The 26,104-nt window shown below is 41.4% G+C and carries 27 protein-coding genes; 9 read left to right on the top strand and 18 right to left on the bottom strand.

The window, feature by feature from the left end; translation table 11 throughout:
- Positions 1-4 precede the first annotated feature (4 nt).
- Genes FGG15_RS14720 through FGG15_RS14700 form a run of 5 tightly spaced genes read right to left on the bottom strand, consistent with a single transcriptional unit; the run spans position 5 to position 6,011 of the window.
- Positions 5-904, bottom strand: coding sequence for a YitT family protein (locus FGG15_RS14720; protein WP_237561829.1), 900 nt, complete (start codon positions 902-904; stop codon positions 5-7).
- Between the two features lie 9 nt (positions 905-913).
- Positions 914-2,326, bottom strand: coding sequence for a TolC family protein (locus FGG15_RS14715; protein ID WP_138837549.1), 1,413 nt, complete (start codon positions 2,324-2,326; stop codon positions 914-916).
- A complete protein-coding gene (locus tag FGG15_RS14710; RefSeq protein ID WP_138837547.1) occupies positions 2,310-3,662 on the bottom strand; it encodes an HlyD family secretion protein in 1,353 nt (450 codons plus the stop codon). The genes FGG15_RS14715 and FGG15_RS14710 overlap by 17 nt, the downstream gene beginning before the upstream one ends.
- Positions 3,663-3,666: 4 nt before the next feature.
- Entirely contained in the window at positions 3,667-5,334 is a 1,668-nt protein-coding gene (locus tag FGG15_RS14705) for a peptidase domain-containing ABC transporter (RefSeq protein WP_138837545.1), read from the bottom strand.
- Positions 5,331-6,011 (bottom strand): TetR/AcrR family transcriptional regulator, encoded by a 681-nt coding sequence (locus FGG15_RS14700; protein WP_138837543.1) that lies wholly within the window; start codon positions 6,009-6,011, stop codon positions 5,331-5,333. Before FGG15_RS14700 ends, FGG15_RS14705 begins: the two co-directional genes overlap by 4 nt.
- 145 nt (positions 6,012-6,156) lie before the next feature.
- Between FGG15_RS14700 and FGG15_RS14695 the strand changes: the two genes are divergently transcribed.
- The 5 genes from FGG15_RS14695 (at position 6,157) to FGG15_RS14675 (ending at position 8,990) form a co-directional block, all read left to right on the top strand.
- A complete protein-coding gene (locus FGG15_RS14695) occupies positions 6,157-6,498 on the top strand; it encodes a hypothetical protein (RefSeq protein WP_138837541.1) in 342 nt (113 codons plus the stop codon).
- Between the two features lie 33 nt (positions 6,499-6,531).
- Complete coding sequence (locus FGG15_RS14690) at positions 6,532-6,915, top strand: hypothetical protein (protein ID WP_138837539.1); 384 nt, start codon at positions 6,532-6,534, stop codon at positions 6,913-6,915.
- Positions 6,916-7,185: 270 nt separating this feature from the next.
- Entirely contained in the window at positions 7,186-7,749 is a 564-nt protein-coding gene (locus FGG15_RS14685) for a DNA-3-methyladenine glycosylase I (protein WP_138837537.1), read from the top strand.
- On the top strand, positions 7,736-8,320 hold the full coding sequence (locus FGG15_RS14680) for a hypothetical protein (RefSeq protein ID WP_138837535.1): 585 nt from the start codon (positions 7,736-7,738) through the stop codon (positions 8,318-8,320). Before FGG15_RS14685 ends, FGG15_RS14680 begins: the two co-directional genes overlap by 14 nt.
- The gene (locus tag FGG15_RS14675) at positions 8,301-8,990 is read left to right on the top strand and encodes a DUF2490 domain-containing protein (RefSeq protein ID WP_138837532.1); all 690 of its coding nucleotides are present in this window, start codon (positions 8,301-8,303) and stop codon (positions 8,988-8,990) included. Before FGG15_RS14680 ends, FGG15_RS14675 begins: the two co-directional genes overlap by 20 nt.
- On the opposite strand, the gene aat is transcribed toward FGG15_RS14675, so the two are convergent.
- From aat to FGG15_RS14660, 3 genes are read right to left on the bottom strand one after another with little or no spacing between them, the layout of a single operon-like run.
- The gene (gene aat / locus FGG15_RS14670; protein WP_138837531.1) at positions 8,979-9,641 is read right to left on the bottom strand and encodes a leucyl/phenylalanyl-tRNA--protein transferase; all 663 of its coding nucleotides are present in this window, start codon (positions 9,639-9,641) and stop codon (positions 8,979-8,981) included. The genes FGG15_RS14675 and aat overlap by 12 nt on opposite strands.
- A gap of 36 nt (positions 9,642-9,677) precedes the next feature.
- Positions 9,678-11,054 carry a short-chain fatty acid transporter gene (locus FGG15_RS14665; protein ID WP_138837529.1) on the bottom strand — a complete coding sequence of 459 codons (1,377 nt, stop codon included), beginning with the start codon at positions 11,052-11,054 and terminating at the stop codon, positions 9,678-9,680.
- Positions 11,055-11,060: 6 nt separating this feature from the next.
- The gene (locus tag FGG15_RS14660; RefSeq protein ID WP_138837527.1) at positions 11,061-11,438 is read right to left on the bottom strand and encodes a DUF3127 domain-containing protein; all 378 of its coding nucleotides are present in this window, start codon (positions 11,436-11,438) and stop codon (positions 11,061-11,063) included.
- A 123-nt stretch (positions 11,439-11,561) separates the two neighbouring features.
- Here FGG15_RS14660 and FGG15_RS14655 point away from each other — a divergent pair, with 123 nt between their 5' ends.
- Both FGG15_RS14655 and FGG15_RS14650 read left to right on the top strand, forming a co-directional pair.
- Complete coding sequence (locus FGG15_RS14655) at positions 11,562-12,710, top strand: sensor histidine kinase (RefSeq protein ID WP_138837524.1); 1,149 nt, start codon at positions 11,562-11,564, stop codon at positions 12,708-12,710.
- A 5-nt stretch (positions 12,711-12,715) separates the two neighbouring features.
- Positions 12,716-13,066, top strand: coding sequence for a hypothetical protein (locus tag FGG15_RS14650; RefSeq protein WP_138837522.1), 351 nt, complete (start codon positions 12,716-12,718; stop codon positions 13,064-13,066).
- Here the strand turns inward: FGG15_RS14650 and FGG15_RS14645 are convergent.
- Both FGG15_RS14645 and greA read right to left on the bottom strand, forming a co-directional pair.
- Positions 13,059-13,451, bottom strand: coding sequence for an HIT family protein (locus FGG15_RS14645; protein WP_138837520.1), 393 nt, complete (start codon positions 13,449-13,451; stop codon positions 13,059-13,061). The two genes, FGG15_RS14650 and FGG15_RS14645, sit on opposite strands and share 8 nt — an antisense overlap.
- A gap of 76 nt (positions 13,452-13,527) precedes the next feature.
- Positions 13,528-14,004 carry a transcription elongation factor GreA gene (gene greA / locus FGG15_RS14640; RefSeq protein WP_138837517.1) on the bottom strand — a complete coding sequence of 159 codons (477 nt, stop codon included), beginning with the start codon at positions 14,002-14,004 and terminating at the stop codon, positions 13,528-13,530.
- A gap of 185 nt (positions 14,005-14,189) precedes the next feature.
- On the opposite strand from greA, the gene FGG15_RS14635 reads away from it, so the two are divergent.
- The gene (locus tag FGG15_RS14635; protein ID WP_138837515.1) at positions 14,190-14,627 is read left to right on the top strand and encodes a Rieske (2Fe-2S) protein; all 438 of its coding nucleotides are present in this window, start codon (positions 14,190-14,192) and stop codon (positions 14,625-14,627) included.
- Here the strand turns inward: FGG15_RS14635 and FGG15_RS14630 are convergent.
- Both FGG15_RS14630 and FGG15_RS14625 read right to left on the bottom strand, forming a co-directional pair.
- The gene (locus tag FGG15_RS14630) at positions 14,624-15,619 is read right to left on the bottom strand and encodes a Gfo/Idh/MocA family protein (RefSeq protein ID WP_138837513.1); all 996 of its coding nucleotides are present in this window, start codon (positions 15,617-15,619) and stop codon (positions 14,624-14,626) included. The two genes, FGG15_RS14635 and FGG15_RS14630, sit on opposite strands and share 4 nt — an antisense overlap.
- A gap of 46 nt (positions 15,620-15,665) precedes the next feature.
- A complete protein-coding gene (locus FGG15_RS14625; protein ID WP_138837511.1) occupies positions 15,666-17,888 on the bottom strand; it encodes a TonB-dependent receptor in 2,223 nt (740 codons plus the stop codon).
- Positions 17,889-18,254: 366 nt separating this feature from the next.
- On the opposite strand from FGG15_RS14625, the gene FGG15_RS14620 reads away from it, so the two are divergent.
- Positions 18,255-20,717, top strand: a complete 2,463-nt coding sequence (locus FGG15_RS14620) for an ATP-binding protein (RefSeq protein ID WP_138837509.1) — start codon at positions 18,255-18,257, stop codon at positions 20,715-20,717.
- On the opposite strand, the gene FGG15_RS14615 is transcribed toward FGG15_RS14620, so the two are convergent.
- The 6 genes from FGG15_RS14615 to FGG15_RS14590 form a co-directional block, all read right to left on the bottom strand.
- Positions 20,692-22,038 (bottom strand): sigma-54-dependent transcriptional regulator, encoded by a 1,347-nt coding sequence (locus FGG15_RS14615; RefSeq protein WP_138837507.1) that lies wholly within the window; start codon positions 22,036-22,038, stop codon positions 20,692-20,694. The two genes, FGG15_RS14620 and FGG15_RS14615, sit on opposite strands and share 26 nt — an antisense overlap.
- A gap of 133 nt (positions 22,039-22,171) precedes the next feature.
- Complete coding sequence (locus FGG15_RS14610) at positions 22,172-22,477, bottom strand: hypothetical protein (RefSeq protein WP_138837505.1); 306 nt, start codon at positions 22,475-22,477, stop codon at positions 22,172-22,174.
- Positions 22,478-23,138: 661 nt separating this feature from the next.
- A complete protein-coding gene (locus FGG15_RS14605; RefSeq protein WP_138837503.1) occupies positions 23,139-24,677 on the bottom strand; it encodes a DUF4301 family protein in 1,539 nt (512 codons plus the stop codon).
- Positions 24,674-25,240: an AAA family ATPase gene (locus tag FGG15_RS14600; RefSeq protein ID WP_138837501.1), complete on the bottom strand. Its 567-nt coding sequence runs from the start codon at positions 25,238-25,240 to the stop codon at positions 24,674-24,676. Before FGG15_RS14600 ends, FGG15_RS14605 begins: the two co-directional genes overlap by 4 nt.
- Positions 25,195-25,833: a nicotinamide riboside transporter PnuC gene (pnuC, locus tag FGG15_RS14595; RefSeq protein ID WP_138837499.1), complete on the bottom strand. Its 639-nt coding sequence runs from the start codon at positions 25,831-25,833 to the stop codon at positions 25,195-25,197. Before pnuC ends, FGG15_RS14600 begins: the two co-directional genes overlap by 46 nt.
- Entirely contained in the window at positions 25,817-26,077 is a 261-nt protein-coding gene (locus FGG15_RS14590) for a YkoF family thiamine/hydroxymethylpyrimidine-binding protein (RefSeq protein ID WP_138837497.1), read from the bottom strand. Before FGG15_RS14590 ends, pnuC begins: the two co-directional genes overlap by 17 nt.
- Positions 26,078-26,104: the final 27 nt, after the last annotated feature.

The following is a 26,104-nucleotide window of genomic DNA, read 5'->3' as shown; positions in this document are numbered from 1 at the left end:
ATTACTAAGAATCGAGGAACCTCTTTTTGACCATGCCACCGCGCGTATCATTGATACTGCTCATCACCACAAAAGCCGAATTGTCAATTTTATCAATCTCGCTATGTAATTTTCGAATCTCCAATCGAGTGATAACCGTATAAATCACGTTGTACTCATTTTGTTCTCCCTGGCTTCCATATCCTCCTTTAGCTTCATAAATGGTAAGTCCTCTGCCCATTTTCTCCACAATCATTTTACGGATTTCCTCACTTTTCTTTGAAATGATGGTTACCCCAGTATATTCTTCAATTCCTTCCACAACAAAATCAAGGGTTTTGGATGCAGCCAAATAGGTGAGCATGGAATAAAGTGCCGATTCAATGGAGAGTAAATATGCCGCAGCGAGAAAGATGATGACATTGACCAGAATGATGATATCCCCAATTTTAACGCCCCATTTTCTACTTAGGAAAATGGCCAAGACCTCCGTGCCATCCAAAACACTTCCCCCTCTTATAGACAGTCCAATTCCCGCCCCAAGGAAGAATCCCCCGAAGACCGCTACCAATAATTTATCCTGTGTCACCTCTGGGAATTGAATCAAAACCAAGGTAAGTGCCAGACCCAAAATTGCTATGGCCGTCTTTAAGGCAAATTGTTTGCCAATGACCTTGTACCCCATAAAAATAAAAGGAAGGTTTATAAGGACAATCAAAATCCACAAGGGTGCAGCGGTCACTTCAGAAACCAATAGTGAAATCCCGGTTACTCCCCCATCTATAAAAACATTGGGCAAAAGGAAACTCTCCAAGCCAAAAGCAGCGGCAAAAATCCCCATCAAAATGAAAAAAGTATCCTTCAATAATCGTTTGGAGTCTCCTTTGCTTCCCTGTACCGCCAACATGCTTTTTTTTCGTGCCATGACTAAGATTTATAACTCAATAGGATTGATGGCCAAACTTTTAAAGAGCTTTGCTTTAACATAAAAGAACATATTCTGTAATTCATTTTGCTTTAGCTGGGCATCAATCAGTTTACTTTCCCTTGAATTGATCAAGAATACGGAACTTTCTCCAACGGAGAACTTTCTTTCCTCAGCATTCAGTAGACTTACATAGTTGGTAACTATGTCCATTATGAGTTGATTCTGCAAGACATAAGAGTCCAGTTCCTGATATAATGCAGTAATCTTGTTCAATAGCTCAACTTGAGCATTGTCCCGCTCAAATTGTACGTCCCTCAGCTTGAACTTTGCAAGCTTCAATTCTCCCCTTTCTTTTCTAAGAAAGAGTGGGAATCTAAAGCTAACTCCACCTTTAAAATTGTCCGTGATTAACGAATTGATCTGTTCCGGTGATTCGGTCAAAAAATTGTATTCCACATCCAATTTAGGCAACAATTTGTTAGCTTTCAACCGCTTGTCCACTTTCATTCCGCCAATCTTGAATTCAAGTGACCGTAACTTGGGATGGTTTTCCAAGATCAAGCTGTCCAATCCCTGTCCAGCAATTTGTAATGTCGCATCCATTTTTGACGCTACCTGAACATCCGGAATCACTTCGGGTTGCAGTTCAACTGGAACATCATTGATCCACAGAAAATTGGATAATTCTAGGGAAGCTTTCATAAGCTTCACCTTGGCCTGTTCCCGACCCAAAACCCTATTTTGAAGCCCAATTTTAGCTTCAACGGTATCAATTATGGCCATGTCTCCAGCCATGGCACGGCGTTTAATCCCATCCAACCTCACATCGGCATTTCTTACGAAATCATCATAGACATTATAGTCCAAATAAGCCCTTAACCAATCGAAATATGCCAAGGAAGCCTTGTACAAAATCCCATTCACCTGAAGATCTTGGTCAGCCTTGGATTGCTCCCTAAAGAACTTGGCCTTGCGTAGGGTGGCCATTCGATCATTGATCCAAAATCCCTGACCCAAAGACATGGTTACCCCGGCACTATACAGCCCATCCATGGGGAGGGTTTCATCTGGATTGATAAAACTTCCCTGATTTTGCTCGAAATTTCCTTTAAGTTCTACCCCAAACCAGGTTGGAATCTTGAAGGTGGTATTCAAACGATCCCAGTATTCCGTACCCTTGAATTCCTTTTTAGCGTAATCTACTTTAATTTTGGGGTCAAAACCACCTCTTGCGCGCATTAAGTTGGCCTCTCCAATTGCAATGTTCAATTGTGCCTGCTTGGCTATGGGATGGTACTTTTTTACATACCCCAAATACTCTCCAAAATCGAGCACAGGATTATAATCTTGTGCTTTGGTACCAAGGGTGAAAAAAAGGCAAATCCACAAATAAAATCCAGGACTACTTTTTACCAGCATCGGCCACTTTGTTTTGCGGTTGATAATAATTGGGCGGGAATCCATTGAGCTGTCTCCACAATTCGAACCAAATGGGCACATCATTCAAAAGGGCAATGGTGTTGGCTCCAGAGCCTACGCGCAAAGCCTCTGGCCATTCCCCATCCTCATTGTCCGGTGCCAGAAGTACCCTGTATTTTCCGTTGTCACTGATAAAAGTTTCAATAGCCACCACCTTGCCGCCAAAGGTTCCAAAGGATACATTGGGCCAACCGTTGAACACGATGGCAGGCCAGCCATCAAACTGTATCCTTACCTTTTCCCCAATATGGATCAAAGGGAGGTCTATGGGCTCTACATAAGTCTCAACGGCCATGTCATATTTTGCCGGCATAATGCCTACCAATCGATCCCCTTCCTTAAAGGTCTCGCCAATTCCTGATTGCAACGCCTTGTTTATGAATCCGCTTTGTGGTGCCCTGATGTACATCATGCTGTTACGGATTTCATAATTGGTATACTGGTTTTCAAGCTTGGTCACCTGCGCTTCGGAATCAAACTGATTGGATTTCGCGGTAAGCATATCGCTCCTTGCTTTGGAAATTTTGTCCGTGAATTCCGCTTGCACCCTGTTGATTTCAACTTGGGTATTGATGACCTCATTCTTACTGGTTAAAAGCTTATTTTCTTGGGAAATCAGCTTGGCTTGGGTCTCCTGTAACTTCAATCTTTTTTCCTCCACATCCGTCAATGCTTTCAGACCTTCCTTCTCCAGCTCAGCTATTCGGTTGTATTGACGCTCGGCAATGGCGATATTGGTTTTGGCCGCCTCAAGATCTATACTATCGCTCTGCACTTTTAGCCGGGATTGCAACAGTTTGTTTTGTGCCTGTTTCAATTTCAGTTGACGCTCCGTGCCAAGGGCCGCAATTTGTTGGTTAAGAGCCTTTACTTTTTCCTGATAGGAAGTTACGGCCATAGATTTTGCCTTGATCTGCTTGCCTGTTCGGGCTACCAAATTAGGATCAAAATACTCGCTCTTAACCTCAGAAATGTAAAGAATGGTATCTCCTTTTTCCACAAAATCCCCTTCCCTAACATACCATTTCTCAATACGGCCAGGTATGGGCGATTGAATAGTTTGTGGACGCTGATCCGGTTTCAGAGTGGTTAAATATCCCTTTCCTGATATGGTCTGTGTCCACGGAAGGAACATTACGATCAAGGTTATTAGGGAGAACACGGCGAGCAAGCGGTTAAAATGCTTGTTGTGCCTTCTTCCAAAGACTTTTTGGGCAGCTTTGTAACCACTCAAATCTACCTTTTCGTTCAACTTGTTGGGTGATATATTTAGCATGCTTCTATCTTTCGTTGATCAATTTTCCTTTTTCCATGGTGATGATTCTGCCACACCGCTGTGTCCATTTTGGATTTTCACTTACAATGACCAAGGCCCATCCATTGGCTGGATCCGTTAAGAAATCCATGATCTTTTCTGCCTCTGCTTCACCAAATTGGTCCAAAGGGTCTTTGAGCACCAACAATTTTGGTTTTCTGACTATGCTTCGGGCCAAGACTATCTTCTTGGAAACCGCATAGGGAATCTGTCTCCCTTCTGGGTAAATGATGGTATTCAATCCTTGAGGCTGCTCTTTGACAAACTCTGTTAGGCCGGTATTTTCAAGAGCCCAATACACATCATCCCTGCTTATGGATGAATTCCCGAAAGTGATGTTGTTCAACAAAGTTCCTTCAAATGGGCTTTCTTCACTGAGGGATTGCCCCAAATTTGATCTATAATAATTGAGATTCATTCCCTGCAATGCCACATTGTTCACAAAAATCTTTCCCTCGTCAGGTTCCAAAATACCCGCAATCAAACGCAATAAGGTTGATTTTCCCGATCCACTGGATCCCTGTAGTAAAATGGTGCAGGACGGGGTTATGGTCATGGAAACATTGTCCACAATCTTTTTATCTCTTTCCGGAACGTTATAGGACACTTCATCCAATTCCAAAACAAAACCCTCATCTTCACCAAAAGGTTTCTCGCCGGTTTGGGGCTCCAATTCCTTGTCAACGACCTGTCCCAATTTTTCCAAGGAGGTCAGCAAATCGTAAAAGGTCTCAAGACCCAAGATCATTTTTTCTACAGAACTGATCACCAATATGATGATGATCTCGGCAGCAACAAACTGACCTATATTCATTTCTTGGTTCAATACCAGCAGTCCTCCAATCAGAAGCAAACCGGCAGTAACCAGCACTTTAAATCCTATCATTTGGATAAACTGCAGGACTAGCACCCTAAAATGTCCCTCCCTAGCATCCAAGTAATCTGCTACCAAAGTATCATTCTTGTCAACCGCATGGCTGGTTTTTCCTGAAAGTTTAAAACTTACAAGAGTCCGGGCAATTTCCTGAATCCAGTGTGCTACTTTGTACTTGTTTTTTGATTCGTCCAAGCTGGTATCAAGGCCCCGTTGGGCTGTAAATTTGAAGACCACATAAATCAACAACACCAAAAGCAGGCCGTATAGAATAAAAAACGGGTGGTAGAACGAAAGCAGCAATAGGCCAAATACAATCTGCAGTAAGGCCGCTGGAAAATCGATAAGTATTTTGGACAATCCCTTTTGTACGGTTAGGGTATCAAAAAATCGGTTGGCTAACTCAGGCGGATAATAATTTCTGAGTTCGTTCATCTTAATTTTGGGGAATCTGTATGCAAATTCAAAAGAGGAACGGGTAAAAATCTTTTGTTGGACGTTCTCAATGATGCGCATCTGCATCAACTGCAAGGTACCTGCAAAGGCCACGCCCAAGGTGACCAAAATCACCAGGACAATCCATGAGGTGCTCACCTGTGCTCCCTGGATCAAATTGATAATGGCCTGAATCCCCAGCGGTAGTGATAAGTTAACCACCCCGGCAAAAATGGCGTAATAAAAAACTTGAAGTATGTCCTTTTTATCCAATGCCAGCAACCCCATTAAGCGTTGCCAAGCGGTTAGAACTTTTTCTGTCATGCTTTGGGGGTTAAAGTGCGGAAAACTAAATCGGTAAAATATTGGGTAGGGGTTACGTTGTCATCACAATCCGTAAGATTGGGAAAATGCTCCTTCAAAAAATATTGATGCAATGACCCCTCCAAAATGGTGCTAGCCAAACTTGAAGGGTAGGGATAATCCTTGTCCACCGTAATAATCATTTCATGTAAACGTTGCACCAATCTTTTATAAATAACAAAGTAGCCCTCCTTGTTTTCCAGGTCCACCTCCTTGGTCAAATAGGATTTTGAGTACTCATTGATAACAATCTTATTGAGCAGTACCTCATTGACATGTGAAAAGGTAACGTCCTCTTTTACGGTTTGGGTAAGGATTTCAATAGCCCTTCTTAATTTCTCTGTAGGATTCGGAATGCCATTGGTGGCAAAGACCATTTTGTATTCCAACCAGCCCCAATACCACGAAGCCAAATAGAGTAGTAATTTGTGTTTGTTCTCAAAATACCGATATACCGAGCTTTCATTGGATTGAATTTGTTCGCCGAGTTTTCGAAAGGTGAAACTTTCAAATCCCATTTCATGAATCATCAAAATGCTCTGCTCCACGATTCTTTTTCCCAAATCTGAAGATTCAGGGTCTTTTAGATAGATTTTCTCGTTTATTCCAATTTTAATTGATCGCATTAACCGCTCCATAGGCTTTGCATTATTTGATTTAGGTTTCAAAAATAAAAGTAATACTATCAATTTATAATAGTTTAACACTCTTTAACAATAGTGTTTATATTTTTATGGCGATTAATTCTATCTTTAACTTGAAAAAAATGGGAAATAAATTGCTATGAAAAGATTATTACTTTTATTAAGCCTGCTTCTTTTTGGCTATGCTGCCAGCGCACAGCAAAACCAATTTAGCATGCAGGTAATGCATTTCAATGAAAGTCGTGGAGATTTTGAACATGGAAAACTGTTGGAAATCCCTTATTCCAAAATGGTGCTTGTGGAGAATTCCCTGAATTCTTCGTCGGGATTTGGCCTACAGCTCAATTTCCACGGACATAGAGTAACCGTAGATCAAATGGAAACCATGGCTGACGGGAGTGTTCAAGTGGTTTTACGGCGGGAAGACGGTAGAAATTTTTACGGTTTTAAACCTACAATCAAAGCCATTTTGGTACGTTAGCACGGCTAAGAACTAATTGTAAACCTGACTGATATGAAACAATTTATTTACACTTTGGCCTTCACATTTATTTGTGTAGGCATGCACGCTCAAGAACGGTATGTGGATCAAATTGAAATTGGCGATGAGATAATTCTGGGAAATCCTTCGGGTAGCCACTACAAATTTGTGGATGTCCCCCGTAAGAACTTTATCATCAAAAGAGGGGGTATTGCAGATTTGTCAACCTTAAACAAAACCACCGTTACCATTACCGAAATTTTTAATGGTAAGGAACCCAAGGTCACTTTCAAGCGCAAAGACGGCAAGAAGTTTTTTAGAATCTACAAAACCATGACCGCTGACTTTGACAAGGCCGTAGCTTCTGGAGAATTAAAGATGATTCCTGAAAAGGGCAAAGCGGCTATTGTACGGTAAAGGGTTATCCTATGATGAAAAAGTGGCAGATACTGTGGTCCAAATCCAGTTCAGAGGGGATTGAGGACAAGGCAAATACGTCCCATCTGCTGATTGATGGGCAGTTTGCCCATTGGTTTTTTGGCCAAAGAATATCACATTGGGCATGCCCCTATATCTTTTCGTTATCCAATTGTTTTAAAATCCACTGGCGAAATGAATCTTGTTTTACCCCAGCTTTACTTTCCATAAAAAATTCAATTTCCCCTATCTTTAAACAAAAACCTATTTATGGCTAAACATCGATGTGGTTGGTGTGAAGGGGATGAGCTGTACGAAGCCTACCACGATCAGGAATGGGGCACTCCAGTTAAGGATGACCCTACACTTTTTGAGTTTTTGGTATTGGAAACGTTTCAGGCGGGACTAAGCTGGATTACCGTTTTGCGAAAACGGGAAAACTTCAGAAAAGCTTTTGACCAATTTGATTACGAACAAATTATCCATTATAAACAGGATAAAATTGATGCCCTCCTGGCCGATTCTGGAATCATCAGAAACAAATTGAAAGTCCACGCCACTGTTTCCAACGCAAAAGCTTTTATGGACGTTCAAAAGGAATTTGGAAGCTTTAGTGACTACATTTGGAGATTCGTGGATGGGAAAGCCATTAAAAACAAATGGGACAATTATAAAGATTGCCCCGCTACAACCCCGCTTTCAGATGCTATAAGCAAGGATTTGAAAAAGCGGGGATTCAAGTTTGTGGGAAGCACGGTAATTTATGCTTTTATGCAGGCCACTGGAATGGTCAACGATCACGAGATGGGTTGCTTTAGATATGAAGAAGTCTAGATTTATTTTGCTCGCTATTTTCTTGGCCGCGGCCTTAAACCTGTCGGCCCAGGGTAAGTATGAGCAAGAAACCAGGATTCCAAGAGCACAATTTCCGACCAATGCACTTGAATTGGTTTCCCCCTATCTAAAAGATGCAAAAAGAGTCCGGTTTTATCACGAACAGGATAGTACCAAAAGAAGTTATGAGGTAAAATTTAAGAACCGAAAACTCCACTACAGCATAGAATTCAATGAACAAGGACTTTTGGAAGATGTTGAATTTATCATCCAAAAAAATGATCTCCCAGAGGACAGTTGGAACAACATTACCCATCAGCTGACCTCCAAGTTCAAAAAATTCAGAATCAAAAAAATACAGCAACAGTATCCTTGCCAGGATTGCGATTCCAAAGAAGTAATACAACAGGCATTTCAGAATTTAATTTTATCCTACATCAATTACGAGTTGGTTTTTGCCGCCAAGGACAAGCAACAATTCAAGACTTATGAAGCTTTGTTCAATTCCGAAGGAACTCTGCTAAATTTACGTCAATCATTCACATCCAACTATGACCATATCCTCTACTAAATGGCCTATTGGATTGGTGCTTTGTCTGTTGCCCTTGCTTTCTTTGGGGCAAGGGGAATTCACAGGATTCTGGCAACCCCAGATGGCTGTAAATTATAAGGTTTCTGGAACGTATTCACATAATCTCTCCCTTGCTCACCGTATTTATTTTGTGGACGAAGGTGAATCAGGCTTTAGGGGCAGACATCTGGATTTGGTACATTTTTCCAAATTGGAGCTTAGTGATAATCAGAGCATTGCCCTTGGTATTCAGTATCGATACAGGGATCTATTCGAGCAAAATCCCAACGAATTAAGGCTTGTCCAACAATATAATTTTACCCAAAAACCTTTAGCGGTTCGTTTTGGACATCGCTTCCGATCAGAACAACGAATCACCAAATTGTTGACCGTTCATCGTTTCCGTTATCGATTTGCAGTGGACTTTCCTTTAAAAGGTGAAAAATTGAACTTGGGGGAGCCTTTTCTAGTCATCAGTTTAGAAGGTTTGGCCAGTTTTGCCAAAAGTTCTTCGCCAGAATATGATGCCCGTATCACAAGTCAATTGGGATGGAAATTTGACAAAGGTTTTAAACTTCTTGTGGGCACGCAGTATAGAGCTGAGAATTATACCGCTACAAAACCGGATCATATCTTATTTCTGCTCACCGGTGTGCAATTATCCCTTTAGGCGGCCCATAAAATCCGACCTGGAAATGAGTTCCGCCCCAAGGCTTTCTAAATGTGGAGTATGTACTTGGCAATCTATAAGCTTGTAGTTTTTCGCTAGACAATCCTCTGCCAATTTTACAAAGGCAAATTTGGAAGCGTTGGAGGTTAGGCTGAACATGCTTTCTCCACAAAACACATGACCCAAATCCACTCCGTACAGTCCTCCTACAAGGGTGTTTTCCTGCCAGACTTCCAAAGATCGGGCAATACCCCTTTGAAATAATTCCATGTATGCCGACTTCATATTTGGAGTGATCCAAGTCCCTTCCTGATCCTTTCGTTCCACCTGGGCACAACAATCCAAGACCTGTTCAAAGCATTGGTTCTGTGTCAAAGTAAATTGCTGGCTCCGCATGACCCTCCGCATACTCTTGGACACTTTTACCTTTTGGGGGAAGAGCACCATTCTAGGGTCAGGGCTCCACCAAAGAATCAGCGCATCCTCATTGAACCAAGGAAAGATGCCATTTTTATAGGCCAACAAAAGGCGCTCTGGCGACAAATCACCACCAACGGCCAAAAGACCATCGGCACTGGCCATCTCCACAGGTGGAAATTCCAATTTATCACCTAAAAAGTGTAGTGGGATGTTGATTCCATCCTTTTCCATTTTTCAAAGCCGTTTTCTATAAATTTAATGAAAAGTTTACCAGATCAAAAGTCCTGCAATGTAGATTAGGGATCCCACAAACATGAAAATTAGAGTGTAGGGCAGGATCTCTTTGGCCTTCAACTTGGTAATTCCCAACAGTGGTAGTGCCCAAAAGGGTTGCAGCATATTGGTCACCTGATCTCCATAGGCCAGGGCCATAATCGCTTTGGGCAAGGGTACACCCAGTTGTAGGGCGGACTCTAAAACCAATGGTCCCTGAACAGCCCATTGACCACCTCCGCTTGGCACAAAAATATTGACCAAGCCAGCGCTGAGAAAAGTAAATATAGGGAGTGTTGTTTCTGTACTAATGGATACAAAAAAGTCAGAGATCCCATTGATCATTCCGCTATTGGCCATAATGCCCATAATTCCAAAATACAAGGGAAACTGTATCAGAATTCCAGCAGTATCCCCAATGGCTTCTTCAATAGCGTTTAAAAAGCTCTTGAAGCTTCCATGCAAAATTATGGCCAATCCCAACATGAAAAAATTGAGCATATTAGGGGTAATATTCAATTTTCTAAGGGCGGGAAGGTATTGAATTAAAAAAGTCAGTAAAATCAAAACCCCAAAAATTGAAGCTGCTATTCTGGAATAGTCCAACTTTTCCGCTCCTTCCAAGTTTTCCTTTTGGATGGACTGAAACTTATATTCCTTCAGGCTCATTACGGTAGGTTTGGCTTTTTGTCCTAGAAAATGAACAGTCAAAGTGATGGCACTTACTACTATGACAAACAGGGCCAGGTTCCAAGGATTAAAAACTGTGCTGGAGGTTGAAATCAATTCTGGCAATTGTTCAAAAAGTGCATTGTTGGAAACATTTTCCATCAATTTCCTAAGATGCCCAGCTTCGGATACTTTTATTGGGGCGGATCCGCTAATGCCCCCATGCCAAATCATTAATCCACCATAGCCGGCGGCCCCTACCAAAGGATAATTGATTGGAATATTGTTGGCCTGGGCGTACTCGCCCACTTTTCTTGCCAAAATGGCTCCAAAAATGAGCCCCAGTCCCCAATTAAAAAAAGCAACCAGCATGGTAGGCAGAGCTACCAAAACTGCGGCATTTGAAGTAGATGTAACCAGTTTTGTAATCCGGAGGATGAGTCGCTCCATGGGTTTGCTCAGCACCAACACATGGCCCAATACCAAAATGAGCATCATTTGGTAGGCAAACACCAAAAGCCCATTGTTCCAAACACCGTCTTCCCAATAGGATAGGATAGCTACTATGTGGCTCCCTTCTGAGCGGTTCTCGGTAAAACAAAAGGCCAAGACCATGGTCAGCATGGTCAACAGAATGGCAATGGTGAACGGCGACGGCAAATACCGTCTAAAAATGCGTTCTATTACCTGGGTAAGTGCCAAAATGGGTTAGAATGGCAAATCGTCGTGATCTTCCTCGTTTAGGTCATCAGCAGGTTCAAAAGCCTCCATGGGTGGTACAGGTGGCATATCGGCAGAAGGTTGGGCAGTTTCCAAATTTTCAACACGCCATCCTTGAATGGAATTGAAGTATTTGGTTTCTCCTTGAGGATTTACCCATTCCCTTCCTCTTAGATTGATACTGATTTTGACCTGTTGCCCAACACTATAGTTATTCAGTAGATCGCATTTGTCCTGTACAAATTCCACCAAAATATGCTGTGGATATTGTTCTTCGGTGGTTACTACAATTTCTCGTTTCCTAAAACCGTTATTACCGTAGGTTTTGGTTTCATCAATCATTTTAATTCTTCCCTGAACTTCCATATATGCTATTTTCAATAAGCTCCAAAAATACATAAAATGCCTCCTAATAAAAATGATCTGTACCACCGAACTATCAACAAATTCTCTCTTTTCTTCTATCTTTAATCAGAATACCACCAAAGCATGAACTTCAGCCCCAAAAACAAAGCGTCCAATATCACCCTGCTGATTTCCGCTTTTGTCATTGTAAGTCTCATCCTGTGGAATACTAATAGTTTTTTCAAAAAATTTAAGGAGGAGGAGCGGTTGAGAATGGAAATTTGGGCCACCGCCCAGCTGGAGCTGATCCAATCTTCCGTGGATCAGGAGCAGGGCAATCTAACTCTAAAGGTTTTGGGCAACAACACCTCCACCCCTATGATTTTGGTAAATGAAGAAGGGTCTATAAAAACGCATAATATTGCGCCTGAAAGTGCATCGGACAGTACCTACATCCAACGAAAAATTAGGCAATTCGCCAGTGAAAATGAACCTATTCACATTGTTCAGGAAGGGGAGCTTTTGGAAACTTTATACTATGGAAATTCTGAGGTATTGAACAAGTTGAAGTATTATCCTTTGGCACTATTACTGATAATTTTCCTGTTTGGTGCGGTTATTTTCTTCTTCTTTAAGACCAACAAAGCTTCGGAACAAAACAAATTATGGGCGGGCATGGCCAAGGAAACCGCACATCAGATAGGGACTCCCCTTACTTCGCTTTTGGGATGGAATGAACTATTGAAATCCGAAGACATTAATCCTGACATTACCAAGGAAATTGAAAAGGACATTTTCCGTTTGCAAACCATTACAGAGCGGTTTTCCAAAATTGGATCTACCCCAGAATTAAAAGAACACGATATTGTATCAGAGACTGAAAAAGCATACCAATATCTTAAACGAAGAAGCTCCAAATTGGTTCATTTTGACTTTACCTCTGATATTGAAAAGCTTCCCGTCATGCTGAACCCTCCCCTCTACAATTGGAGCATTGAAAATTTGGTGAAAAACGGAATCGATGCCATGAAGGGTAAAGGAAACATCAGCATTCAAATTGAACATAAGGGCCAGAACGTTCATGTTTTGGTCTCGGACACCGGACATGGAATTCCTAAAAGCGATTTCCAGAATATTTTTAGCCCGGGCGTAACTTCCAAAAAAAGAGGTTGGGGCCTAGGGTTGTCCTTGGTAAAAAGAATTGTGGAAGAATACCACAAAGGAAAAATTAAAGTACTTTCGTCAAATAAAGAAGGAACAATCATGCAAATTTCCCTCAAAGCAAATGTTTAGATGCCATGGCAAAAGAAAAACAAATTGCGATAAAGGAAGCTGAAATTACCAATAACTGCCCCGAATGTTTTAACCAGCAGCTTAAGCTTACCTTCTATCAGAAGCATACGTTCAATCCTTTTTATCACAGGACTACGGATGTGGTTACCCACGAAATAAAATGTAAGAAATGTTACTCCATTATCTATCCCGTGAATTGGACGGAGGATATTGAGCGGGTGTTTGACTATTACAACAAACTGGTTCAACCGGACCGTGCTCAGGTGCGATTCACCACCCTGTTCTTTATCTTACTGATTTTGATTTTGGCTTTAGTGGCCGGTGGAATCTATTTAAGGATGGAGGGACTTATTTAAGGGCTCCGCTAATTTGTTCTGCCACCTTTTCAAACTCTTTAGGAGTCAACGATTCCTTGTATTGAAAGGTTGCGTTTTTCATGCTTTGTAATGGAATTAAATGTACATGTACGTGTGGTACTTCCAACCCAATTACACTCATACCTACCCTTTCGCAAGGAACCACTGCTTCAATGGCCTGGCCTACTTTTCTGGAAAAAGCCATGAGTTTTAGGTAGGCTTCCTCATCCAAATCCAACAATCTATCCACTTCTTTTTTAGGCACGCACAAGGTATGGCCTTTGGCATTGGGGTTGATATCCAAAAATGCAAAATTGTCTGCGTCCTCGGCAATTTTATAACAGGGAATCTCCCCATTGATGATTTTGGTGAAAATACTGGGCATTAGGTTTGGTTTTGTTTGGTTTGAAATAAAAAATCCCGTCAAAGGACGGGATTAAAATTATACAATTAAATGTGTTTTATTCTCGGGTGATTTCCAAAATATCAAACTTTAACGTTCCATTGGGCACTTGGATTTCGGCCACTTCTCCAACAGACTTCCCCAACAATCCCTTACCTATGGGTGAGGTTACGGAAATCTTCCCTGCTTTCAAATCAGCCTCACTTTCCGCCACCAAGGTATATTTCATCTCCATTCCATTGGTCTGATTCTTGAGTTTTACCGTGGACAAAACCAACACCTTGGAGGTATCCAATTGGGATTCGTCAATCAAACGGGCATTGGATAAAGTTTCTTCCATTTTGGAAATCTTCATTTCTAAAAGTCCTTGAGCTTCTTTGGCTGCGTCGTACTCAGCGTTTTCAGATAAATCTCCCTTATCCCTAGCCTCTCCAATAGCTTGTGATGCCTTGGGGCGTTCCACATCTTTAAGGTGATTTAGTTCTTCCCTTAATTTTTTTAATCCCTCAGCTGTATAGTAAGATATTTTACTCATATCGTCATTTTTTAATGCAAAAGAACATTGAGGAAAATGTGTTTATTTTCCCAATGCGCTTCTTCGGTACAAATACAAAAAATCCTCAACTGGAACTACATCAAGCATAGTTTTTGCGAGGATTTAACGCAAATATAGGCAATTTTTGACCAATTTTGTCGCTGTAATACCATCAAATCCTTGCTATGAAGTACATCTGGGGCTGCCTTTTGCTATTTTTCCTAATCTCCTGTGAATCTGATCCCACCAATCGAAATCCTTATTTACAAGAGATCAATTTCAGATTTGATCTTAATCTAAATCTACCCTTATACAATGACCTGAATAACATTGGCAATCCTGTTTACGTAGGAAATAACGGAGTGGGAACCCGGGGAGCTTTTGTAATGCGCACCGGACTCGACACTTTTTTTGCTTTCGAAGCCAGCTGTCCCAACCATACCCCAAACAGTTGCTCCACAATGACCATTGATGGTCAGAATGTGACCTGCTCCTGTGAAGATTTCACCTATAGTCTGTTCACAGGTCAGCAATTGAATAGACCAGACGATGGCACCCGCTATTATGATCTGTTGTTCTATAGAGCCACACAAAGTGGAAACGTTGTGACCATATCCAACTAGTTCCCCAAGATTTTGTCCATGACCCAACTGGTGTGAAGCCCAGAATTTCCTTGGGATGGGTGTTTTGAAATCCCATTAAGGTGATCCTGAATGTTTTGGACGTGGTATTGTTGAACGTGTTCTGGATTTGGGATTTCCAATTCTATCTTTTCGGAACCGTTTTCTAAAATCAATGGTGCCTCGTCCAACACTGCAAAGGTGATCTTTCCTTCGGAACCAAAAATTTCAACCTTGTCTTCCCGGTGATAAGAGCCAAAGTTCCAAACCCCAGCTCCGGTTACGCCGTTTTCATGAATCCAACTACCTGTTATATTGTCGTAGGCGCTGTACAGCCCCAATTGGTTGACGGCTAAACCCTGGGCATTTATGATATCCCCCAATAAATGGACAAATAAGTCCAAACCATGACTTGCCAAGTCATCAAAATAACCTCCGGGGGCTACTTCATTATCTGTTCTCCAATTGTAATTTCCATTTAAATCAATTTCAGAAGGCGGCTTGGTTTTCTGCCAATGGATATGTCTTACCTCTCCAATCTTTTCTTCATCCAACCATTGTTTTATCTGATTGAACCTTGGCAATGATCTTCGATAATAGGCTATAAAAAGTGGCAAACCCTTTTCCTCAAATGCCTTATAAATGGCCAGGCTGTCCGCATAGGAGGGCGCCATGGGTTTTTCAATACAGCAAGGTTTTCCGGCCTTGGCTACCAAAAGAGCGTATTCTTTATGTGAATCCGGAGGGGTAGCAATATACACAGCATCTACCTCCCGACTTTCTACGACTTCTTGGGCATTGGTGGTATACTGCGGAACACGATGTCTGCGGGCATAGTCCTCCACTTTTTCGGCATCCCTACGCATGACCATGACCACTTCAAAATCTTTGGCCATTTGATAGGCTGGAACACTCTTTATTTCGGCTACACCACCGCAGCCAATCACACCCCATCGAATCGGGGTCTTATTGAAAAATGAAAGGGATTCTGTCATAATCATAAATGTACAGAATCCCTTTCTCAATTGTATTTGGTTCTTTTTAGAAATTCACCGTGGCTCCCAACAAAAAGTGGATTCCTGCCTGAGGGTAAAAACCGGCCCCTTCTATAGTTGTAATGGTTCCGGGATTCGAAAAGTCGTCATCGTAGGTAAAGAAATACCCATTGGAAACTATGTCCGCATCAAAAATATTGTTCACCAAACCGGAAAGCACTATGCTCTTCACAAAGGAATTGGTCTCAATCACGTACTGGACGTTCAAATCCGTTTGGGTGTAATTGTCCAAGGTTGAAGCTTCGGAATCAATATTTCCCATGTACTGTTTCCCTACAAATTTGCTGAGCAAGGAAACTTGTAGCTCTTCCGTTGGCATGAAGGCAAGGATGTTACCTGCTACGAGATTGGGCGAGTAGGCAATTTTGGTGTTCCCCAAATCTTGGAGCACTCCATCCCTTTGGAAAACAAAATCCACATTTCTGTTATCGCTCAAAGCAATGTTGGGTCGGAGGGCCCATTGATCACCCAACGCTATGGTGGCATCCAACTCCAGGCCCAAACGGTAGCTGTCCCCAACATTAGCCCTTAATGGGGCGCCTACATCGTTCAATTCGCCTGTAAGTACCAATTGATCTTTATAGCGCATATAGTACGCATTTGCGTTCAACTGAAAATTGGGCGAAACATAGCGCCACCCCAGTTCAAAATCGTTGAGCTTTTCAGGTTTTGGACTTCCATTTTCGTAGTCGTTCCGGTTGGGTTCCCGATTTGCCCTGGCATACGACAGGTAAAAGTTGTGGTTTGGGTTTAAATCGAAAGTAATCCCCGCTTTTGGGTTAAAAAAGTTGAAGGTATCATCCACCAAGCCAGTATCTTCTCCATTGGCTTCATAACTTACTCCCCGGTATTGGACATCTCCAAACACGGACCATTGGGAATCCAACTTATAATTGGCCTTTACGTAGGTGTTGAAATCCGTTTTGGTTGAGTTGTCATCGTAATAGCGGTCCCGGATGCTGCTATTCCCAGCAAACCTGGCCCAAATGACCTCCCCAAAATGATCTCCTTTATAAACATTGTATCCTCCCCCAATGATAAGATTTAGATTTTCTTTTTGGTGATTCAACGACACAACGGTTCCATAAAAATCATTGTCCAACCATCTTCTTCGGATTAAATCCGTGGTGTTTACTGTTTCCCCATCCACCGTAATGGAATCAAAGCCATAAGTATCAAAGTCGTCATCTTCCCTAAACTGCTCAAAATAGCCTCTACCACGAGTATAGTGCAAACTAAAATTGGCATTCCAATTGGAGTTCAATCTCTCGTTCCAGTGCAGCTGAAAATGATCTTGCTTGTAATTGTCCTCTTCCCGATCATAAAATTGGGTAACCCCATTCCTATCGGTGTACCTTCCGGCAGGATTGAAAGTTCTGTTCGAGTTAAGTGTGGCCTCATCTATACCGAACCACGCTTGGTAGGTGACCTCGTGCCCTCCAAATAGCAAAGCCTTAATCAAGGTATTATCATCCTTGTATGCTCCTTGAAGAAAGTACGAATCCAGCTCAGAACTTGCCCTATCAATATAACCATCCGAAGTTATCCTGGACAATCGTCCAGAAAGTTCTATGTGGTCATTGATAAGTCCTGTACTGAATTTGACATTGTTTCGCAGCGTGTTAAAACTTCCTATGGACGAAGAGATTCTGCCATAGGCTTCTTCTGAAAATGCATCGGTAAGAATGTTCAAACTGGCACCAAAGGCACCTGACCCATTGGTTGATGTACCCACACCACGTTGCAATTGCAAACTTTCCGTAGAAGAGGCAAAATCGGGCATATTTACCCAAAATGTACCATGTGATTCGGCATCGTTGTAAGGCACTCCATTGATAGTTACGTTCACCCGAGTGGCATCACTCCCCCTTACACGAATACCTGTGTATCCCACACCGGCTCCAGCGTCTGACGTTGTGACCACAGCAGGGAGGTAATTCATAAGGATTGGAATGTCCTGTCCCAAGTTTCGTGGAGCAAGTTCTTCCTGATCTAAATTGGAAAACGTAATGGGAAACTCCTTGGTGACCCTAACGGCCTGTACCAATACCTCATCGAGGACGATTTTTTTCCCTTCCAGGGAATCTGTCGGATTTTGTTGTGCACTTGCAGAAAGTGCCAGCCCGAAAAGGGCCAAAGTTGAAAATAGTGTTTTAGCGCAGCGCCTTATGTGTTTTTTTGGCTGTCGCTTTGAACAAAATGGTTTCATTCGTAAAAAAAGTTTACGAATAAAAGGGGCCATTATTCTGGTTAAAAATTGATTTGTGTTTCTAAGGAAACATAGAAATTCCAAGATGCGCTTAGCGCAATCCCTTGGCAGCATTACCCGCCCAGGTTCATTGGGTATAATCTCAGCCTTACAAGTTGCGAGTTATTAATTTTTGAGTTAAGAATCCAGTATTTTAAACACCCGTACTCTTAACTTTTAACTCTTAACTAGGAAAGCACCCCTTTGAGATAGGGCAAATGTAGCACCTCCAACTAATTTATCATAGTAAAAAAGTAACATAATTAACACTTTTTGAAGAACCGGGACCCACCCAATTTCCCGTATATAATTAGTTAACACCATGGAATGCCCCCAAAGTCTAAAAATAGATTCACATTAAAGCTCCTATCTGGTTATGTTGTACTAGGTAGTCTGGTAGTCTTAGGTGCCCTTTTTATCTATTCTGAGTTTAGCTCCTATTTAGACGCTCAGCATAAGGAAACTGGTGATGATAAATTATTGCAGACCAATCAACTGCTAACCGCCCTGTATGAAGCGGAGAACTTATCCAAATTAGCTTTGCAGGACAGAAAAAAGAGGACATTTCTTTCTTATGCGAAAAAAGTGGATTCCATCCACATGATTTTGGAGGGTCTAAAGGTGATGATTCAGAAAGATATTCAAATTAAAAAACTGGACAGTGTTCAGGGCCTACTTCAACAAAAAGTCTACAACAATGCTGAACTGCGGAAACTTAAGCAAAGAGAAAACGACCAAGCGCCAATCGACTCCATACTTATCGCTTTGGGTCGATTGGAAATGGATTTGGGCAGAATTACCCCGGAACAATTAGTGCCCAATTTTTATCAACTTCCGTTAGCCACCCAAAATTCAATTAAGGACTATGTGGTAATTCTCAACCGAAACATTCCACGAAACACTTCGGAAGTAACAGATGGATCTGATGTCGATTCCATTCTCAATTTCTCCATATCCATCCTGCACAACGCCAAGAAGGAACATTCAAAAATTGAGCGTTCAATGCTTCATAAAGAGCTTCAAATCCACAAGAATGACCTAGAGCTTTCCCAGAAACTCAGAGAGATTATTGCCTCCATTGAACAAGATATATTCCAGGATACACAAAACGAGAACTTTGGAAGACAGCGGATGCTCAGGCGAAGCACTCAACTGGCTTGGATTGTGGGCCTGTTGGGTCTGTTGACTATCGTTCTTTTTACATTCTTAACTGCCAATGATTATTGGAAAGGCCAATTGTACCGCGAACGATTGGAAAAAGAAAAAAGGTTTTCGGAGTCCCTATTGAAGAGTAGGGAACAACTTATTTCGACAGTAAGCCATGACCTGAGGTCGCCATTGAACACCATTAAAGGTTATACGGATTTATTGCAACGAGAGTCAGAAAACCCACTGCAGCTTGGCTACTTCAAACAGTTGAAATCAGCTTCCGAATATGTGGAAAATCTCACCAATGACCTTTTGGATTTCTCCAAACTGGAAGCTGGAAAGGTTGAGATTGAAAACAAACCTTTTATTCCTGGCAAACTTTTAAAGGAGCTAGTTCAGGGTTTTAAAGATCTTGGGTCTTCCAAAAATTTGCCTTTGCTGTTACAATTGGATGAATCAACATCACAACCATTGCTTGGGGATTCTTTTAGAATACGTCAAATAGTTACGAATCTTATTGCCAACGCCTTAAAATTTACGCATAAGGGACATGTGAATATCAAAGCCTATTTAGCTACTGAAAAAGGGAAAAGGTATTTGAAAATTGAAGTAATCGATACGGGTATTGGAATTAGCAAAGATCAACTGGATTCGATTTTTATGGAATTTGTTCAAGCGGATCCTGATCAACCCGACAAACATAGTGGATATGGTCTTGGTTTGACCATTTCCCAAAAACTGGCCTTTCTTATGGGAGGCACCTTGACCGTTGAAAGTGAAATAAACAAAGGCAGCATTTTTACGCTCAAGCTGCCTTGGAAACCAAGTCACAAAAAATTTAAACCGAACAAAAAATCACTGGAATTTCAAAATGGAGAAACGGTTCGTTTAGTGGTAATTGACGACGATGTTACCCTTTTGTCCCTTATCTCGGAAATCTGTAAAATTCACAAAATTAAATGCCATACGTTTTCATCATTTAAAGCATTCAGTATTGCTCCACCAGTTGATTATACGCATATCTTGACTGATATTGAGATGCCCGAGCATGATGGATTTTCAATCGTAAAAACACTTAAGAATGGTTCTATGGATAGCTACAGCGGCCAACCAATTATCGCCATGACAGGACGGAGAAATCTAGACCACCAACAATTTGAAGAAGCTGGGTTCAGCAAAATTTTACGAAAACCTTTCTCCAATCATCAGCTATTGGAGGTGTTGTTCCAATTTTCCAACTTCAATTTCCAAAATTTTGGAGCACACATAAAAGAGCAAGCAAGTTCCAAGGATCTCTTTTGTACAAATAGGATAAACTCTTTTGTTGATGACACCAAAGCCTTACATGAAGTGCTTACCTCATTTTTGGAAGGGACCCATGAAAACCTTAAACAATTAAATAATGCTTCCATAAAGAAGGACTTCAAATCCATTGAAAATATTGCCCATAAAATGCTTCCTATGTTCCATCAACTGGAGATTTATTCAATCATTCCAATATTGGAAGCTCTGGAACAGGCAGAATCCCGTTATTCTGAGGCAGAATTGAAAGAAGTTATAACCGCTTTGAAAACGGGTTTTTTGTTGGTTATAAAACAAATGCAAGCCTATTTGGTTACACTTTCAGCTGGTATCGCTTGATTTTATTATACAAGGTTTTACGCGTCATTTTAAGCAGTTTGGCCGCTTCACTTTTGTTGAAATTGGTTTGCTTCAATGCACGCAGAATCAATTCTTTTTCAAATTTTTGTTTCGAAAACTCCTGGTCCTCATCTGAATGATTCGAAGCATGCAAAGTTGATGGCAGGGCATTTTCTTGAATCAACTCCCCTTTTGTAAAAAGCACTCCTCTTTTTACCACATTTTTAAGTTCCCGAAGGTTCCCCGGCCAATGGTATTGCAGCATTCGCTGTTTCACTAACTCTGAAAAACCCTTAACCGTTTTACCAAGCTCGGTATTCGCAATTTCCAAAAAGAAATTCGCAAAAAGGACTAAATCTTCACCGCGATCTTTCAAAGAAGGAAGTTCTATGGTAAATTCATTTAATCTATGGAACAAATCTTCTCTAAAATTTCCCTGGCCCACCGCTTCAATCAGGTCTTCGTTGGTTGCAGCCAGAATGCGCACATCAACATCAATTTCCCCGGTACTGCCCACACGCTTAATCTTGCGTTCCTGAATCGCCCTTAGCAATTGTATTTGACTTTCATACGATAGGTTGCCGATTTCATCCAGAAATAGGGTTCCGCCATTGGCTGCCTCAAAAAATCCAACTTTGTCTTCAATGGCTCCCGTAAAGCTGCCTTTTACGTGTCCAAAAAACTCACTGGATGTCAATTCTTTGGGTATCGCACCGCAGTCTACCGCAATAAAATTATTGCCCTTCCTGCTACTGGATTTATGAATCGACCTAGCTGTTACTTCCTTGCCTGTGCCGCTTTCTCCGATAAGCAAAACAGACATATTTGTAGGGGCTACCAAGGAAATATACTGCTGTAATCTCAAAGACGCCTCGCTTGTTCCGGTAAGATGCGATGCATCACGCTTCAATGGGTTTCCATTGTTTCTTTTCAGTGAAACTGGAATGTTGTCCCTTACTTTATCGGAAGCTAATGCATTTGTGATGACCTCTAACATGCGTTCAGGAGTAAAAGGTTTGGCGATATAGTCAAACGCTCCCCTTTTCATTGCCTTTACCGCAGTTTTTACTTCTGCAAAGTGTGTCATCAGTATGACCTGAGTCTGAGGATGCTTCTCCTTTATTTCAGAAAGAAAGGAAACCCCATCCCCCTCCGGCAGTCTAACATCGGAAAGGATTAGGTCAAAATTGTCTTGGTCAAGGGCAGCCTTAGCCTCCTTTAAATTGTAGCTTGGGGTAACATCAAAAAGATGTTTAGCCAAGAACTTTTGAAGCATTTGGCTAAAAGCAGTGTCATCTTCAATGATTAAGATTTTGGGCATATCTCAGTATCTGATATACGATACCGAAGTGTTTTGAGACTTTGAAACTTTGGTAAAAATTTCACAAAAAAGAGGCCCGCAATTGCAGGCCCCTCTCTAACCAAACTAACCTAACACGTTAATCAAACTCGGCCTATAGCTCTATCCAATTGCCCTCGGCATCTGCATAGACGGTTCCGGAGGCACCATCCTTTAAGGACAGTTCCAATTTGAACTGATTAGATTCATTTTTATATGCTTTGTTAATGGTAGCGGTCGGGTAATCTTTTTTCACAGCGGTTATAACTGCGGCTGGGAGGTCGGCAACATCAATTTCTTGAAAATCCTGGATTAGGGTGGCCTCTGGAGCAACAGCTTCGGCCTCGTTCATGGATACATCTTGGGCCATTGCGCTTAAACCAACAAAGGACAAAACAGTAGCTAAAATCAAATTTTTCATGGTATTCTATTTTTTAAAATTATACGTGCTACCTCTAATGAAAAACTGATGCCAAAACGTTGCGTTTTAATGATTTCATTTTATAAATCTGATTATCAATGCTTTAAAGTTTTAAAGCTTTTTGAAAGGGTGTGTAATTTTGTATACCTTAATGCTTAGGGTGCATACTTTTTACACAAAAAAGGCTGCCGAAGCAGCCTTAGAATTGCCAACCTATCACCGCCCCATACTACGAAGAGATGTGATTATTGGCGTTATGGACAACGCATGGTTAGTGTTTGCATAGCATTATCCCTTTTTTTTGATTTTGTTTGATCTGTATTCCTTTCGCAAATAGGGTACCACCAAGACAATGGCTAGAAGGAATGACAGTATACTCAATGACAGGACTATGGTATATAGCATTTTTAGCTTTTCTAATTTATGGGACACCAATTTTTAAAATAGGTCACAAAAAAAGGTCGTACTACGTACGACCTTTTAACCAAATCAACCAACCAAAAAACTAAGCGTCCAAGCTTAGTGGTACTTAATATTTTCCAGAGCGTTAGTTGCTCTCCTTATACCCTTGTACTTATAGGACACTATTTTTCTTGCAAGGTCACATCGGGTCAAAAAAAAGCCCCAAAATTGGGGCTTTACCTTATAAAATCAGCATGTTTTATGCTTGATGCGTCGGTTTTAAAAGATCATTTACCGTTTTCACCGGATTGAAGGTCACAAGAGGCACTTCAACAAAAAGCGTATTCCAAAACGCCATAGCCCCATTCCAAAGTCCAGGAAGTTCCAAGGCTTTGAGGGCTTTGCCCTCTTTGGTCTTTTCTGTTATAAAACCCTGTTTTTCATCCACAAATTCAAGTAGGTTAAACTTTTCTCCTTTATAATTGCGGACTCCACATACCAAATCAACGGGATTAAAGTGGGTTGAATTCTTCAAAATGGAAGCTTGTTCGGTATTGGCCATATCTATTTGGGCCGATTCTATGATTTGAAGTGATACTTTACCTTGATCATCCTTAATCCAAAACGGACCTCCACCAGGTTCTCCTTCGTTTTTGACCATTCCGCATACACGGATAGGTCTATTGATTCTATTTTTAAGCGTTTCCAATTGCCCTTGGAAATCCAAGCCATTGTAGCCTTCTTCAAAACGAACATTGAGCTCTTTCTCCAAAAATGACTTGATTTCTTCCATCTCTGCACCAGAAACACTTCCCTCATCAAGTTGTTTGGCATATCCAAAGGCCTTATCCTGTACCCTTTTCAAAACTCCGGCCAGCATCTTCTTGCTATTTGAAACGGCCTCCAGATTTTGATCAATGACCACATTATCAATGTTCTTTATAAAGATGATATCCGCATCCTGATCATTTAAATTCTCAATCAATGCCCCATGACCTCCAGGTCTAAACAAAATACTGCCATCACTATTCTTAAAGGGTTTGTTTTCCATGTCAACGGCCACGGTATCCGTAGCAGGTTTCTGATTGGAATACGAAACATTGAATTCCGTATTGGTATTGTTGGAGACCCTTGGTCCTGCCGATGCTTGCTCCGCTTTGAACATCGCGTCATGCTGCTCAGAAATAGTAAAGTGCAAATTTGCTTTCCCGTCAGTTTTAGCATATAACGCAGCTTCTTTTAAGTGTTCTTCAAAAGGAGTTGCGCCAACTTCTCCGTATAGGTGAAACGGAAGCAAGCCTTTAGGGTAAAACCCATAGTTTAAGCCATCCGCCATCAACATTTCCTTGACAAACAGATAGGCTTCCTCGTCTTTGGATGTGGCTTTGCCCTTGATTTTGTCCATGATAACCCTGTAAAACGGAAAGGCTTCCATTGCTTCAATGAACTTTTTCATGGCGTCATCTCCTGTCCTGTGCAAATAGGAGTTCAAAGATTCTTGAGACGGGTTAAAGGCATCCAAAAAGTTAAATGTGGCTTTAAACATTCTGGACGCGGCTCCCGAAGCAGGTACAAACTTCAAAAGCTCAAGGGCTCCCCTTGCATCTTCAAAGTAGGCAATATTTGCAGCTTGCTCCGTGGCGCTAAATTGCAATATCCCATCAGAAACAATGGCAGCCTTTACCAAGTTCACAAATGGGATTCCCGCTTTAAACGTATCGATTTGGTTATTGACTTTTTCTTGGGAAACACCTTTTTTTTGAAGTTGTTCCAGGTCATTTTGGCTTAGGTTGATCATGCTTTTTGGAGAAGTTTATCTATGTGTTGGACTGCGGCTTTTAGCCTTGTTTTCTTATCTCCCTTCAAGATAACGAAATTCCGATTATATTTTTTCAGGGTGTCGTGGAAATATGCAAACATTCGCTCCCTTTCATTGGGCTTGTCCCGTAAGTCATCTGCTTCCCAAGGCGTGTCAATATAGGTTAGGAAATACAAATCGTAGGTGTTTTCCAAAGCATATTTTTCCAAAATGGGATCACAATAGCCCAAATAGTAAGCTTCTGAGTACACCTTGGTTTCCAACAAATCAGTATCACAAATAAGGACGTCTGATGCTTTTTTGGTCAACTCGTTTTCCAGTCTAATCTGCCCTTCTGCAATGGGCAATAGATCCTTGGGTTCGCAAGTTTTCCGTTCGTTGTTCCATTTGTTCTGCAAATATTCTCGGGCATATTCGGGAACCCACACGGTATTGTACTGCCTTGCGAGCTGCTGGGAAAGTGTAGTCTTGCCGGTGGACTCCGGTCCAAAAAGCACTACTTTAACAAGGTCTGAGGGCTCTTGCCCAAGTTTTTCTTCCATGCCTTATAGCCATAAATGGCAATTATGGTTAGCAAAAAATAGAGGAGGGAACTAAAAATTAGTCCCTTATACCAATACAAGGGTACGGTAATGATATCACCTACAATCCAATATACCCAGTTCTCCAGTTTTTTCTTGGCCATTAGCCACATCCCAACAAAGAAAATGGCTGTTGTTACGGTATCAACATAGGCCGTCCATACGTTGAACTTGTCTGCTACCGTATAAACAATAGAGACAAAAATCAAGGTCCCCACAAACAACAGAATTGACCATTTTTTCTCATTTTTTGTAGTCATGGTAATGGGAACGAAATGGGTTTCATCTACTTTTCTAGTCCACAGGTACCACCCAACAATACTCATGATAAAATAGTAGGTATTGATGAGCATATCACCCAGTAAACCATAAAAAAGCAAAATATACGCTGCAATTCCAGTTCCAACAATTCCAGTAGGATAGACCAAGATATTTTCCCGTTTGGAATACCAAACACTAAGCAATGCAAAGACCACACTGATCAGTTCCAATACAACGATATGGGTCGGAACGCCTTGGTATTGCGAAAAAATCCAATCAAAAATGTGGCTCATACCCGCTTCGGTCAGATTTTACAAGCCTCATGCTCAACACCACATGTTCCAATTGCTCAAAGCTTTGCCTTATTTCGGATTGAAGTAAGCCCATCACTTCGTCATAATTCCCATATACTTGGGTGCTTAAAGGGTTTTCAAGAACCTGTAGGCCAGATGCTCTTAGCTTTTTGATAAATGCTATGATGGGTGGTTCAAAATTGTCCTGAAGTGGAGTCAAGGTGAGTTCAACAGAGATTTTCATGGGTAATGCTGAATTTTAAGCAGCAAA

The organism is Flagellimonas algicola (assembly GCF_005937185.1).
Classification (GTDB): domain Bacteria; phylum Bacteroidota; class Bacteroidia; order Flavobacteriales; family Flavobacteriaceae; genus Flagellimonas; species Flagellimonas algicola.
This window is presented reverse-complemented; position numbering and strand designations above follow the sequence as displayed.